The organism is Streptomyces torulosus, from assembly GCF_001419765.1.
GTDB classification, from domain to species: domain Bacteria; phylum Actinomycetota; class Actinomycetes; order Streptomycetales; family Streptomycetaceae; genus Streptomyces; species Streptomyces torulosus.
Genome location: NZ_LIRK01000265.1, coordinates 1 through 13,287, shown reverse-complemented (window position 1 = coordinate 13,287; position 13,287 = coordinate 1). Strand labels below are relative to the sequence as shown.

General features: G+C 70.6%; 11 protein-coding genes, 1 pseudogene and 1 riboswitch. Of the genes and pseudogenes, 6 read left to right on the top strand and 6 right to left on the bottom strand.

Going from position 1 to position 13,287, the window contains the following annotated elements:
• Positions 1 to 155 precede the first annotated feature (155 nt).
• Together AOK23_RS19260 and AOK23_RS19255 are read right to left on the bottom strand one after the other, a co-directional pair.
• On the bottom strand, positions 156 to 1,169 hold the full coding sequence (locus tag AOK23_RS19260) for an EamA family transporter (RefSeq protein WP_055713937.1): 1,014 nt from the start codon (positions 1,167 to 1,169) through the stop codon (positions 156 to 158).
• A gap of 72 nt (positions 1,170 to 1,241) precedes the next feature.
• Positions 1,242 to 1,772 carry a Clp protease N-terminal domain-containing protein gene (locus AOK23_RS19255; protein ID WP_063791364.1) on the bottom strand — a complete coding sequence of 177 codons (531 nt, stop codon included), beginning with the start codon at positions 1,770 to 1,772 and terminating at the stop codon, positions 1,242 to 1,244.
• A 216-nt stretch (positions 1,773 to 1,988) separates the two neighbouring features.
• On the opposite strand from AOK23_RS19255, the pseudogene AOK23_RS19250 reads away from it, so the two are divergent.
• Positions 1,989 to 2,416 (top strand): annotated as a pseudogene (locus AOK23_RS19250) (type II toxin-antitoxin system Rv0910 family toxin).
• Between the two features lie 122 nt (positions 2,417 to 2,538).
• Here AOK23_RS19250 and AOK23_RS45205 read toward each other — a convergent pair.
• Complete coding sequence (locus AOK23_RS45205; RefSeq protein ID WP_079049566.1) at positions 2,539 to 3,189, bottom strand: PadR family transcriptional regulator; 651 nt, start codon at positions 3,187 to 3,189, stop codon at positions 2,539 to 2,541.
• Positions 3,190 to 3,386: 197 nt separating this feature from the next.
• Between AOK23_RS45205 and AOK23_RS19240 the strand changes: the two genes are divergently transcribed.
• Both AOK23_RS19240 and AOK23_RS19235 read left to right on the top strand, forming a co-directional pair.
• Entirely contained in the window at positions 3,387 to 4,277 is an 891-nt protein-coding gene (locus tag AOK23_RS19240) for an aminoglycoside phosphotransferase family protein (RefSeq protein WP_055713935.1), read from the top strand.
• Between the two features lie 89 nt (positions 4,278 to 4,366).
• Positions 4,367 to 5,176: a PhzF family phenazine biosynthesis protein gene (locus tag AOK23_RS19235; protein WP_055713934.1), complete on the top strand. Its 810-nt coding sequence runs from the start codon at positions 4,367 to 4,369 to the stop codon at positions 5,174 to 5,176.
• A 110-nt stretch (positions 5,177 to 5,286) separates the two neighbouring features.
• Here AOK23_RS19235 and AOK23_RS19230 read toward each other — a convergent pair whose 3' ends face one another.
• Positions 5,287 to 6,087 carry a CPBP family intramembrane glutamic endopeptidase gene (locus AOK23_RS19230; RefSeq protein WP_055713938.1) on the bottom strand — a complete coding sequence of 267 codons (801 nt, stop codon included), beginning with the start codon at positions 6,085 to 6,087 and terminating at the stop codon, positions 5,287 to 5,289.
• Positions 6,088 to 6,209: 122 nt separating this feature from the next.
• Entirely contained in the window at positions 6,210 to 7,727 is a 1,518-nt protein-coding gene (locus AOK23_RS19225; RefSeq protein WP_055713933.1) for a glutamate-cysteine ligase family protein, read from the bottom strand.
• A gap of 567 nt (positions 7,728 to 8,294) precedes the next feature.
• Here AOK23_RS19225 and AOK23_RS19220 point away from each other — a divergent pair.
• Together AOK23_RS19220 and AOK23_RS19215 are read left to right on the top strand one after the other, a co-directional pair.
• Positions 8,295 to 8,879: a hypothetical protein gene (locus tag AOK23_RS19220; RefSeq protein WP_055713932.1), complete on the top strand. Its 585-nt coding sequence runs from the start codon at positions 8,295 to 8,297 to the stop codon at positions 8,877 to 8,879.
• A gap of 401 nt (positions 8,880 to 9,280) precedes the next feature.
• Entirely contained in the window at positions 9,281 to 9,487 is a 207-nt protein-coding gene (locus AOK23_RS19215; RefSeq protein ID WP_055713931.1) for a DUF5999 family protein, read from the top strand.
• A gap of 116 nt (positions 9,488 to 9,603) precedes the next feature.
• Here AOK23_RS19215 and gcvP read toward each other — a convergent pair whose 3' ends face one another.
• Positions 9,604 to 12,489, bottom strand: coding sequence for an aminomethyl-transferring glycine dehydrogenase (gcvP, locus tag AOK23_RS19210; protein WP_055713930.1), 2,886 nt, complete (start codon positions 12,487 to 12,489; stop codon positions 9,604 to 9,606).
• Positions 12,490 to 12,660: 171 nt separating this feature from the next.
• Positions 12,661 to 12,757: riboswitch (glycine riboswitch) on the bottom strand.
• A gap of 126 nt (positions 12,758 to 12,883) precedes the next feature.
• On the opposite strand from gcvP, the gene AOK23_RS19205 reads away from it, so the two are divergent.
• Positions 12,884 to 13,252, top strand: coding sequence for a PRC-barrel domain-containing protein (locus AOK23_RS19205; protein WP_055713929.1), 369 nt, complete (start codon positions 12,884 to 12,886; stop codon positions 13,250 to 13,252).
• The last annotated feature ends 35 nt before the right edge of the window (positions 13,253 to 13,287 follow it).

The following is a 13,287-nucleotide window of genomic DNA, read 5'->3' as shown; positions in this document are numbered from 1 at the left end:
CCCGAACGGCGAGTCAAGCCCGAAGGACGAACCAAGCCCAGAAGGCGAACCGAGTCCGAACAGCGGCCCAAGCCCGAAGGGCGAGCCAGGGCCGAAAGGCGCACCAGGGCCGCGAGCAGCCACCACCGCCCCTCGGCCCGCTCCCCCGCCCACCGTCAACGGCGTCCGGCGGGGAGGGTGTCGAGCGGGGCGAAGTGGCCGCCGGACGCCACGACCTCAGCCGCTCCGGCCGCCCCCTTCCCCGGCACGGACCGCTGCGCCACGAACGCCCCCACCAGGACGACCGCCCCGCCGATGACCTGCGGTGCCGACAGATGCTCGCCGAGCAGCACCCAGGCGAGCACGGTAGCGATGACCGCCTCCAGACACGCGACGACACCCGCCACCTGCGGGGACAACCGCCGTACGCTCACCACCCCGGTGACGTAGGCGAGAACGGTGGCGATCAGCACGACCCACCCGAGCAGCAACCAGGCCGGCACCGGCCGGCCGTCCATCTGGGCGCTCCCCCCGAGCACCGCCCAGTCCATGCCCCAGGGCCGGGCCACCACGGTGAGCACCGCCGTGCCGACGAGCAGCCCGTAGGCGATGACACCGAGGGGATCCGGCGCCTCGCCCCCCGCGTCGCTCCCCTGGTCGGACAGGACGAAGTATCCGACCTGACAGCAGGCGGCGCCGAGCGCGAGCAGCAGGCCCAGCACGTCGAAGCTCAGCCCCGCCCACACCTCGACGACGCAGGCGAGTCCCCCGACCGCGAGGACGACCCCCGCGGCGGCGGTCCGGGTCACCGGCCGCCGCTGCACGAACCGCACCCAGCCGAGCACCATCGCCGGAGCGAGGTATTCGACGAGGAGCGCGACCCCGACGGGGATCCGGGATATGGACGCGAAGTAGAACGCCTGCACCCCGGCCACGGCGAGCAGCCCGAACCCGGCGAGCAGTGCGGGCCGCCGCCGCACCAGATCCCGGTGCCGCACGGCCAGGGGCAGCATGACCAGCGCGGCGCCCGCGACCCGCAGCCACACCACGTGCAGCGGGTCGAGCCCCGCCTCTATGAGTGGTTTGGCCGCGGGGCCGGACCCGCCGAAGGCGAACGCGGACACGAGCGCGAGTCCCAGTCCGACGCGCCCGCCCTGCCCCTTGCCGCTCTGAGACGTATGCACCGGCACATGATGACAGGCGAGAACAGGAGCGTCACCCCCCATTGCTCCTGTCTCACCGCTCGGACGTCCGACGAACCCTCAGCCCTCGACTCCACCCCCGGACCCCGCACCCCGCAGACCCGTGCCCCCGACATCGACACCGGCGTGCCCGAGCACCTCCACCGCCCGTGAGGCCGGCGCCGAGACGATCGCGGCGAGCAGATCGATCCCGTGGGCCCGGTCGGCACCGCGCCGCGCGGCCCGCTCGTACGCCTCCGTCATGGCCCGGGCCGCCACCGGCGACCAGCCCGGCACACCGGGTGCGACGGGGCCGGCCCCCGAGTCCTCGACGCCGATCTGCCACCGCAGCCCGTACCCGATGCTCCGCTGCACGAGATAGCCGAGCAGCCGGGCGATCTGCGGCGGGTCGAAGGCGGCCCGTACCTGCGGGTCGGACTCCAGGAGGGAGTGCAGCAGATGGGCCGTGTCGATCTGCCGGTCCCCGTCCCGCAGCGCCCGTCTGCGCGCGCCACCGACCACCGAGGCCAGCTCGTCCGTGAGCCTGCTCTCGAGCTCCGCGTGATTCGGACCGTCACCGACCGCCGCCTGCCGAGGAATACGGGATCGCACGCCTTCCACCCCATCAGCCACAGGCGCGGATGGCATCCACGAAACGAACCATCTTCGAGTCCCACACAGGTTGCGTAAGGACTACTCCCGCCTCCTCCCTACGGATGAGACGCGACCCTGACCACGCAATCTTTCTGACAGTTCATCAGTATTGAATGTTCCGGCCCTCGCGGCTACGTTCCGCGACACCACCGTCCGAGACAAAGGGGTTGTCGCATGGCCGATGTCAGCGCGGAGGCACGCATCGGGGCACCCGCCGAGCAGGTCTGGGCCCGACTCGTGGACTGGCCCTCGCACGGCGAGTGGAACACGACCCACACCGGTTCCCCAAAGGCGGCCCGCAGTCGCTCACGGTGGGCGGCACCTTCCAGGAGAACCTGAAGCTCATGGGCTTCCCGGCGGAGGTCGTGTGGACCATCGCCGAGCTGGAGCCGGCCAGGGTGCTGGCCATCCGCGGCAAAGGCCCGATGGCCGTCGACCTGGCCACCCGCTACACCCTCACCCCCGACGGCGACACCACCACGGTCCGCATCGACGGGAGTTTCACCGGCGCGGCCGTCTCCCTCATGGCGGGCAAACTCAAGGACTCCGCGACAGCCGCCCTCAGCGAGTCCCTGCGCAAGCTGGACGCCCTGGTGAAGTGAGAGCACCGCACGACCCCCACCCTGCCCCCCGCCCGCACGACCGGCGCACACGGAAAGCGCCCCGCGGAAACCACTCCGCGGGGCACCCCGAGCCGCACCAAGGTAGACCTCGGGCCCTTGCCTCAGTCCTCGTCGGCGAGGATCAGGTACAGCTTCTTGCGGGCCTCGTTGATCACGGCCAGCGCCTTGTCGCGCTGGTCCTTGTCACCGGTCTTCCAGACCTGGCCGAACGCCTCCATCAGACCGAACCCGGCCTGCCGGATCTCACTCAGCGCCTCCCAGTCGACCCCGCGCGAGGCTTCCTCCCAGGGGGCTTCGGGCCCGTCCTCGGCCGCGGTACGGCCGGCCTCGGTGAGCGAGAACAGCTTCTTGCCACCCTCGGTCGCACTGGCGATCAGCCCCTCGTCCTCCAGCAGCTGAAGGGTGGGGTACACCGAGCCGGGGCTGGGCTTCCACGCCCCGCCGCTGCGCTCGGCGATCTCCTGGATCATCTCGTAGCCGTGCATGGGCCGGTCCTTGAGGAGGGCCAGGATCGACGCGCGTACGTCTCCCCTCCGTGCCCTCCCCCGGGGACCGCCTCGACCTCGTCCGCCCCAGGGCCCCGGACCGAAAGGTCCGAAGGGGCCGGGGCCGCCATGGCCCGGCCCGAAGGGCCCGAACGCGGCGCGCGGCGCCTCACCGTCACCCCGGCCGAACGGATGGCCGCCACCACGGCGCCCATGCCCCCGCTCGAATCCGAAGCCCTGTCCGTAGTCCTGTCCACGGGAACGCATCACGATCACTCCATTCCATCGTTGATCTGTCGCGATGCTTCAACGATATATCGGAAGCTGTCGTACGACAAGCCCCTTCGCCGTGCGGACCCGTCCCCCCACCGGTCGAGACAGCGGGGCCACCGAAAATCTCGGCGGTCCCGGCCCTGGCGCAGGAATACTGGCCGCCCCCACCTCAGCCCCCGAGAGAGACGGCCGTGCACGACGACCAACTGGACGTGACCACCGACATCGTTGCGACCTTGATCCGAGATCAGTTCCCTCAGTGGAGCGGCAAGGCGATCCACCCCGTGTCGTCCACCGGGACGGTCAACGCGATCTTCCGCATCGGGAACGACCTCTCCGCGCGCCTCCCCCTGCGTCCGCCCGATGCGGCGGAGGCGTCGGCGGTCCTGGAACGGGAAGCACGGGCGAGCGCAGAGCTGGCGCAGGTGTCCCGGTTCCCCGCCCCGGAACCCGTCGCCCTGGGAAAACCGGGAGCGGGTTACCCCATGCCATGGTCGATCCAGACCTGGATACCGGGAACGGTGGCCTTCGATGCCGATCCGAGCGGATCGGAAGCGTTCGCCGACGACCTCGGGGCCTTCATCGCGGCCCTCCGGAAGGCGGAGACGCGGGGGCGGCGCTTCTGCGGCGAGGGCCGTGGCGGTGTTCTCACCGACCACGACGACTGGATGGCGAAGTGTTTCGTGGAGAGCGAGGCGCTGCTCGACGTGGCCCCGCTGCGCCGGGCGTGGAACCACTTCCGGGAGCTGCCCCGCACGGGTGCCGACGTGATGAGCCACGGCGACCTGATCCCCGGCAATGTGCTGGTCGCGGGAGACCGCCTCGCCGGCGTACTCGACACGGGCGGCTTCGGCCCCGCCGACCCCGCGCTGGATCTGGTGAGCGCCTGGCACCTGCTGCGGCGGGGCCCGCGGGACGTACTCCGGCGGACGCTGGGCTGCGACGACCTGGAGTGGGAGCGCGGCAAGGCGTGGGCGTTCCAACAGGCGATGGGCCTGGTCTGGTACTACGTCGACAGCAACCCGGCGATGAGCGGACTGGGGCGCCGGACCCTCGACCGCGTCGTGGAGTCGCTGGAGTGAGGGCGCCCCGATCGTCGGATCCAGTGATCGGTCCAGTGCCCGTGGATTGGCCTTGGCCCGCGCTTCCACCGGCCCTCTAGCGTCGTCCCATGCGTATTCGTATCGTCGACGCCTTCACCGACCGCCCCTTCCACGGCAACCCGGCCGGTGTCCTCCTCCTCGACTCCTTCCCCGACGACACCTGGCTCCAGAACGTCGCCCGGGAGGTCAACCACGCCGAGACCGCGTTCGCGCACCCGCTCCCCGAGGGCGGCGGGGCGGACTGGGCGCTGCGCTGGTTCACACCCGTCACGGAGGTGGACATGTGCGGCCACGCCACGCTGGCCACCGCGCACGTGCTGGCCTCCACGGGCTCGCACGAGGGTCCAGTACGGTTCGCCACCCGCAGCGGCGTCCTCACCGCGACACCCCGGCCGGACGGCTCCCTCACGCTCGACTTCCCGACCGCGCCCCTCACCCCGGTCACCGCCCCGGACGGCCTCGCCGAGGCTCTGGGCGCCGAACCGCTCACCGTGCTCGACACCGGCCCCCAGGTCGGAGACCTGCTGGTGGAGCTGGCCGACGAGAAGACGGTCCGCGGCCTCGCCCCCGACCTCCGGGCCCTCGGCCGCCATTCCCGGCGCGGCGTCATCGCCACCGCCCGCGCCGAGGACCCCTCCGCCGGCCACGACTACATCTCGCGCTGCTTCTTCCCCAACGTCGGCATCGACGAGGACCCGGTCACCGGCAGCGCCCACACCGCCCTCGCCCCCTTCTGGTCCGAGCGCCTCGGCAGCCCCGCCCTCACCGGCCTCCAGGCCTCCGCCCGCTCGGGCCACGTCCGCACGGAGCTTCGCGGCGACCGCACCCTCCTGAACGGCCGAGCGGTCACGGTGATCGACGGCGAACTGCTGGCCTGACGACACACCACGGGGCGCACGAACACCACGGAGACGGAGGAACACCACAGGGGCGTACGCAATCCGCCGTACGCCCCTGCCCTCGCCGTTGTGACGGCGCACTCGCCCCGTCAAGGCGTCGGCAGCCACCCCACCTTGCCGGCGAGCAGCCCGTATCCGACGAACGCCCCGATGTCGAGCAGCGAGTGCGCCACGACCAGCGGGCCGACACGGCCCCACCGCCGGTACAGGTAGACGAACACCACGCCCATCACCATGTTGCCGACGAACCCGCCGATGCCCTGGTAGAGGTGGTACGAGCCGCGCAGCACCGAGCTGGCGGCCAGCGCGCCTGCCGGGGACCAGCCCAGTTGCTGGAGCCGGCGCAGCAGATACCCGACCACGATCACCTCTTCGAGGACCGCGTTCTGGATCGCGGAGAGGATCAGCACCGGGTACTTCCACCACACCTCGGGCAACGCCTCCGGCACCACGGTGAGATTGAAGCCGAGGCCGCGGGCCGCCAGATAGAAGGCGATGCCCGTGCTGCCGATCACGGCGGCGATCGCCGCACCCCGGGCGAGGTCGAACCACGGCTTCGTACGGTCGAACCCGAGCGTCCGCAGCCCCGCGCCCTCCCTCATCAACAAGTGCGCCACCAACGCCACCGGAACCAGCGCGGTCGTGATCCCGAACAACTGCCACGCGAGGTCGAGCCACGGGCGGCCGGGCGCCGCCGAGGCGTTCATGGTGGCCGCCTGGTCCTTCAGCCCGCCCGGCTTGGTGACCGAACCGATGAAGCTGATCAGCGCGGACACCCCGCTCGCGCCGAGCGAGAGGCCCAGCACGAGCAGGGTCTCGTCCCTGAGTATCCGCCGGGTCGGCCGCTCCCGCGGCACCGCCCCGTCCACCGACTCCGCCTGCCCCTGCACCCACGCCTCCACTGGTCCGTTCCCACCGAAGGACCATCATCGCCTGCGGCGCCACGGATCTTCCCAGGGGCGTACGTTCAGGGCTCCACCCACCGGCGGAGCCGGCAGCGGGGCCCGGCTCCTCAGCCCATCGGCACCGGCTCCGGCAACCCCACCGGCCACGTGTGCACCGGCTCCCCGGCCTGCATCAGCTCGCAGTACCTCCGTGTGGTGGCGGCCAGCGCCGCGTCCCGTCCGAGGCCCTTGGCCAGCGCCTGGTGGAACGTTTCGACCTGCCAGGACGCCCCGTTGACCCGCCGCCGGCAGCGCTCCTCGATCACCCCGAGATAGAAGTCCCGGTCGACCGGCTCGACACCCCACGCGTCCAGCCCCGCCTCGGCGAGCGGCAGCAGCTCCTCCCGTACGAGGTTGACGGCGTCCACCGGCCCCACCCCGCCGTACCGACCCCGGCGAGGCCACTGCAACCGCGCGTCGATGCCGTGCCGGCACGCCTCGTCGAAGTTGGCGGCCGCGGTCTCGAACGGCATCCGCGTCCACACGGGCCGCGACTCCTCGGCGAGAGCGCGCACGACCCCGTAGTAGAAAGCCGCGTTGGCGATGACGTCGGTGATGGTGGGACCGGCGGGCAGCACCCGGTTCTCGACCCGCAGATGCGGGACGCCGTCGGCGATGCCGTACACCGGCCGGTTCCAGCGGTAGACCGTGCCGTTGTGCAGGGTCAGCTCCGCGAGCTTCGGCACGCCGCCCGCGTCGAGGACGCCGAGCGGATCCTCGTCGTCGCAGATGGGCAGCAGCGCCGGGAAGAAGCGCAGGTTCTCCTCGAAGAGGTCGTACGCCGAGGAGATCCACCGCTCCCCGAACCAGGTGCGCGGCCGTACCCCCTGGGCCTGGAGCTCCGGCGGCCTGGTGTCCGTGGACTGCTGGAACAGCGGCGGTCGCGACTCACGCCACAGCTCGTGCCCGAACAGGAACGGCGCGTTGGCGCCGATGGCGACCTGCGCCGCCGTGACCGCCTGGGCCGCGTTCCACACGTCCGCGAAGCGCTCGGGGGTGACCTGGAGGTGCAACTGCACGGAGGTGCAGGCGGCCTCGGGCGCGATGGACTTCGAGGTGCACACGAGCCGCTCCACACCCTCGATGTCGAGCGTGAAGTCCTCGCCCCGCGCGGCGACGATCTGATCGTTGAGCAAGGTGTAGCGGTCGCCCGCGGAGAGATTGGACGAGACCAGATCGTCCCGGTCGAGCGTCGGCAGAATGCCGATCATCACGATGCCGGCATCCACCTCCCCAGCCTTCCGGTCGGCGTACGCCAGGGACGTATGCAGCTCCTCGGAAAGCTGGTCGAATACCCGGCCGCCCAGCCGGTGTGGAGCGATGTTGACCTCCAGATTGAACATGGCGAGTTCTGTTTGGAAATCTCGGCTCGCAATCCGTTCGAGTACTTGCGCATTCATCATTCTCGGCAGACCGTCCGCCCCGACGAGGTTCAGCTCGATCTCCACACCCATCAGGTTCTTGGGGCGATCGAACCGCTTCTCCTCCAGCAGGCGCTCCAGTCCCGCCAGACACTGCCGCAGTTTGTCGCGGTAGAGCTGACGGTCGGACAGGCCGAACGACCCCGCCACGACCTTCTCCCCCATCGAAGTGTCCCTCCTCGGATGGGCAGGCCGATGAGCCGGCCACGACTGCGGTTCACGGATGATGATGCCCAGGCAGAGCCGCCGATAACGTCCCGCAGGAGACCTGCGCCCGCTAGGCTGAGCGCGTTCACCCTCCACGTAATGGACACGGCGTGCTTCTGGCACATTCACGCGGCACGAAAGAGCACGCGCTTTCCATGCCGGGAGATTCGTGAAAAGCGCCGATGAGAACCGGCCTACCGCTACGCGACGGTAATCCGAGGTCATCCTCTCACTCCCGAGAGAAAATCGGGATGATTCCCGCGATTCAGCGACCGGATACCGCCTTGCTCTTCATATCGAAGACAGCTAGACGAAACACTGCTTGAACACGCGTCGTATAAACTCCGCAAACGAGGCTGAGAGTCGGCTCTCGCGGTCCTCGGTCCTGTCGTCGGAGCTCGCACGGCGGACCCCCAACCCACGCACCGGACCCCGGGCACCCGTCTCTCCGATCCCCGAGAGCTGACAGCGCCGTCCGCCCCCGCCCTCGCGCCACCGTGCCTGTCGAATGAGAGGCGACCCACCATGCCGCTGCTTGTCCCCCCGGCTCCCGCGCCCGCCCTGCGCACCGTCCTCACGGCACTCGGATCTCCCACCGCCGTCAGCGAGGCCCGAACTCCCTCCCTGCGAAGCGCCCAAGGTCCCGCCGCACCCGAGCTCCCGCTGCCCGTCCACGTGCTCGACCGGATCACCCCCGAGGGCGCCGGCAGCACACGGCTCGCGGGCTGGCGGTTCCTGATCCGCTCCGGCGACCGCGCCCTGGCCGCCGCCGAGACGCGCCTCACCCCGGACGGCTGGGCCTTCTCTCACTTCTTCGAGGGCCCGTACATCGCGTCCACCGAACTCGCCCTGCGCCAGGCCGATCTCATGCAACAGCCCTACCAGCCCCGCCTGCTGTCCGTGCCCGAGCTGTACATGCTCACCCTCTGGCTGCACGCGGACACCACCGCCGACGGCGCCACCGGCGTCCCGGCACCGACCGACCTCCTCGTCCCGCTGGCGCCCGCCCCACCCGGGATCGCGGCCCACCGTCCACACCGGGTCGCCGACCTCCTCCCGGTCCTGACCACTCGCCTGACCCCCGCACCCCTCATGGGGTCACCCGCCTGAGCCGAGGGCCGCCGCCTCATTCGCACCGTCGCGTACCCCGCCGCCGATATCCGGGCGGCGGGGTCGCCCTTGTCATCGGCGCGGCATTCCGCTCTTACGCGCGGCAATACGCTCGTACGAGCCATTCATAGTCCGCGCCCCACGTCGGACTAGCCCCATCCGACCATGGCGAACCACCCGAACGGACAGGGGAGTTCCGATGAACCGTCCGCGTGGAGGATGCGTCATCAACCTGTGAGAAAGCCGTGCTGCGAAATGCCTGCGGATTGACGCCCGTGGGGCAACACTGGGACCGGACCGAATAATCACAACGGGGGGCGGCCATGAGCGAGGCTTCACGCCGCGATACAGACACGACAGCCATCTCACCACTCACGACAGAGCGAAAGATCCCCACAACCATGTGCCAGCACCAGCCACCGTGCCCGACCGCCGAATCCGCCGACCGGGAAGGCGCCCGTCTCGTGGCGCACCACCCGGAGCAGGGATGGAGCCTGCTCTGCAACGGCGTTCTGCTCTTCGAGGACACCGGTGAGCTCCTTCCCGACGGTCAGATCATCGCCCCGCACCGCCCGCTCGTCAGTGGCACGGTGATGACGGCGGCCTGAGCCGCGAGAGGTGCGCACAGGGCGAGCGTCCCCACGGCGGACGCCCGCCCGGACACAAAGAGGGGCCGGCCGGAGAAGCACTCTCCGAACCGGCCCCGACGCGTACCCGCGGGCGACTACTCTTCGTAGGCGTCCAGCGGCGGGCAGGAGCAGACCAGGTTCCGGTCACCGAAGGCCTGGTCGATCCGGCGCACCGGCGGCCAGTACTTGTCAGCGGGCTTGACCCCGGCCGGGAACACGGCCTCCTCACGGGTGTACGCGTGGTTCCACTCGCCGCCGAGCGCCGCCGCGGTGTGCGGAGCGTTCCGCAGCGGGTTGTCCTCGGCGGGCCACTCGCCCGACCCGACCTTCTCGATCTCCGCGCGGATCGCGATCATCGCGTCGCAGAACCGGTCCAGTTCGGCGAGGTCCTCCGACTCGGTCGGCTCGATCATCAGCGTGCCGGCCACCGGGAACGACATCGTCGGCGCGTGGAAGCCGTAGTCGATCAGCCGCTTGGCGATGTCGTCGACGCTCACCCCGGTCGTCTTCGCGAGCGGCCGCAGGTCGACGATGCACTCGTGCGCGACGAGCCCGCCCGGACCGGTGTACAGCACGGGGTAGTGCGGCTCCAGCCGCTTGGCGATGTAGTTGGCGCTGAGCACGGCGACCTGCGTCGCCCGCTTGAGGCCCTCCCCGCCCATCAGCCGGACGTACGACCACGAGATCGGCAGGATGCCCGCCGAACCCCACGGGGCGGCCGAGATCGGGCCCACACCGGTCTCCGGGCCGGCCGCGGGCTGCATCGGGTGGTTCGGCAGATACGGCGCCAGGTGCTCCCTGACCGCCACGGGCCCGACACCGGGACCGCCGCCGCCGTGCGGGATGCAGAACGTCTTGTGCAGGTTCAGGTGCGAGACGTCACCGCCGAAGTGGCCCGGCTTGGCGAGGCCCACCAGCGCGTTGAGGTTGGCGCCGTCGACGTACACCTGGCCGCCGGCGTCGTGCACCTGGGCGCAGATGTCGGCGACGTGCTCCTCGAACACACCGTGCGTCGACGGGTAGGTGATCATCAGCACGGACAGCTCGTCACGGTACTGCTCGATCTTGGCCCGCAGGTCCTGGACGTCGATCTCGCCGTCCTCGGCGGTCTTCACGACGACGACCTTCATGCCGGCCATCACGGCGCTCGCGGCGTTGGTGCCGTGCGCGGAGGACGGGATCAGGCAGACGGTGCGCTGGTCGTCACCGTTGGCCCGGTGGTAGCCGCGTACGGCGAGCAGGCCCGCCAGCTCACCCTGCGAGCCGGCGTTCGGCTGGAGCGACACCTTGTCGTATCCGGTGACCTCGGCGAGCCGCTCCTCCAGCTCGCGGATCAGCGTCAGATAGCCCTGCGCCTGCGCGGCGGGCGCGAAGGGGTGCAGCTGCCCGAACTCGGGCCAGGTCACCGGCTCCATCTCGGTGGTCGCGTTGAGCTTCATCGTGCAGGAGCCCAGCGGGATCATGCCCCGGTCGAGCGCGTAGTCGCGGTCGGCGAGACGGCGCAGGTAGCGCAGCATCGCGGTCTCGGACCGGTGCTCGTGGAACACGGGGTGCGTGAGGTAGTCGTCGGAGCGCAGCAGCGCCTCGGGCAGCGTGTCCTCGGCGACGGCGTCGAGGTCCTCGACGTTGCCCTCCACCCCGAACGCCGTCCACACGGCACCCAGCTGCGCCCGCGTGGTGGTCTCGTCGCAGGAGACGGACACCTGGTCGGCGTCGACGAGGTGCAGGTTCACGCCGTGCTGCCGCGCGGCCGCGACGACCTCGGCGGCCCGTCCCGGCACCCGCGCGGTCAGCGTGTCGAAGTACGCGCCGTACACGACCTCGACGCCGCCCGCGGCGAGCCCCGCGGCGAGGACGGTGGCGTACCGGTGGGTGCGCCGGGCGATGGTCCGCAGCCCCTCGGGTCCGTGGTAGACGGCGTACATGCCGGCCATCACGGCGAGCAGCACCTGGGCGGTGCAGATGTTGCTGGTCGCCTTCTCCCGGCGGATGTGCTGCTCACGGGTCTGGAGGGCGAGCCGGTACGCCTTGTGCCCGTCCGCGTCCACGGAGACACCCACGAGCCGTCCGGGCAGGCTGCGCGCGAACTTCTCGTGCACGGCCATGTAGCCGGCGTGCGGCCCGCCGAAGCCCATCGGCACACCGAACCGCTGCGTCGTACCGACCGCGATGTCGGCGCCCAGCTCACCGGGCGGGGTCAGCAGGGTGAGGGCGAGCAGGTCGGCGGCGACGGTGACGAGCGCCCCGAGGCCGTGGGCCTGCTCGATGACGGGCTTGAGGTCGCGTACGGCACCGGAGGCGCCCGGGTACTGCAGGAGTACGCCGTTGATCTCGCGGGAGGCGATGTCGGCGGGGATGCCGTCGCTGAGGTCGGCGACGACGACCTCGACACCGGTGGGCTCGGCGCGGGTCTCGATCACGGCGATGGTCTGCGGCAGCGTGTCCGCGTCGACCAGGAAGAGGCCCTTCTTGTTCCGGCCCATGCGCCGGGACAGGGACATGGCCTCGGCGGCGGCCGTGCCCTCGTCGAGCAGGGAGGCACCGGAGGTGGGCAGCCCGGTGAGCTCGGCGACCATGGTCTGGAAGTTGAGCAGCGCTTCGAGCCGCCCCTGGGAGATCTCGGGCTGGTACGGCGTGTAGGCCGTGTACCAGGCCGGGTTCTCCATGACGTTCCGCAGGATGACCGGCGGGGTGAAGGTCCCGTAGTAGCCGAGCCCGATCATGGAGCCCAGCACCTGGTTGCGGTCGGCGAGCGAGCGCAGCTCGGCGAGCACCTCGGCCTCGGTGCGGGCGCCCGGCAGCTTCAGCGCCTCGGCGTTCTTGATCACATCGGGGACCGCGGCGGCTGTCAGCTCGTCGAGCGAGCCGTATCCGACATGGGCGAGCATCTTGGCCCGGGCCTCGGCGTCGGGTCCGATGTGACGCCGCTCGAACGGGATGCCCTGTTCGAGCTCTGCGAGCGGAATGCGGTGGGCGGTCATTGCGGAGGCCTCCTGGTCTGACACGACCTTCGAGGGCACCACGGCATGGGTGCCCGACGGCCTCCCCCTCTGTCATCTCGACCTGAGAGCTTCACCGGCCCGGGTACGGGCCGGCTTTCACCGTCGGTGAGAGCGGAAACCGTCGACACCCGCTCTGCTTTCCAGAGTGACCTCGTCCGTGCGGTACGTGAGCCTGAGAGATTCCGGGGAGGATTTGCTCCTTCGGCGCCTCCGGATGGTGTCCGGAGGACTCTCCCGCACGGGTTCAACAGCCGCTGCCAGCGTATCAGCGCGGTCAACGCACGTGCCTTCGAGTGGCCGCCGTCCCGGTTGTGCCTTTTCGTAGTGGTGAGGAAGGATTTGCAAACCCCCATGGCGACCACTTGGAGGGCCCGTGCAGACCGACATCGATCCGCGCAATCTGATCGGCCGCAAGGCGTTCGACCGCAAGGGCACCAAGATCGGCACCGTGGACGAGGTCTACCTCGACGACGCGACCGGCGTCCCTGAGTGGGCCGCGATACGCATGGGCTTCTTCGGCCGCGACGCCTTCATCCCCCTCGAGCCCAGCGAGCTCGTCGAGGGCTCCCTCCACGTCCCCTTCGACCGCGCGCTCATCAAGGACGCCCCCGACTTCGGTGTCGGCCGCCACCTCTCCCCCGAACAGGAACTCCAGCTCTACCACCACTACGGCCTGGACATAGCCCCGCCGCCCCCGCTGGACCACGACTTCGGCAACGTGGCGAGCCAGGAAGACCCCTGACCTCACCCCGGCCTCGCCTCACCCCGGCCTCGCCC

Bases quoted from the DNA above. Each gene is read 5' to 3' on its own strand.
- AOK23_RS19215 (WP_055713931.1), top strand. From the start codon at position 9,281: ATGTGCCAGCACCAGCCACCGTGCCCGACCGCCGAATCCGCCGACCGG.
- gcvP (WP_055713930.1), bottom strand. From the start codon at position 12,489: ATGACCGCCCACCGCATTCCGCTCGCAGAGCTCGAACAGGGCATCCCG.
- AOK23_RS19220 (WP_055713932.1), top strand. From the start codon at position 8,295: ATGCCGCTGCTTGTCCCCCCGGCTCCCGCGCCCGCCCTGCGCACCGTC.
- AOK23_RS45205 (WP_079049566.1), bottom strand. From the start codon at position 3,189: ATGCGTTCCCGTGGACAGGACTACGGACAGGGCTTCGGATTCGAGCGG.
- AOK23_RS19225 (WP_055713933.1), bottom strand. From the start codon at position 7,727: ATGGGGGAGAAGGTCGTGGCGGGGTCGTTCGGCCTGTCCGACCGTCAG.
- AOK23_RS19235 (WP_055713934.1), top strand. From the start codon at position 4,367: ATGCGTATTCGTATCGTCGACGCCTTCACCGACCGCCCCTTCCACGGC.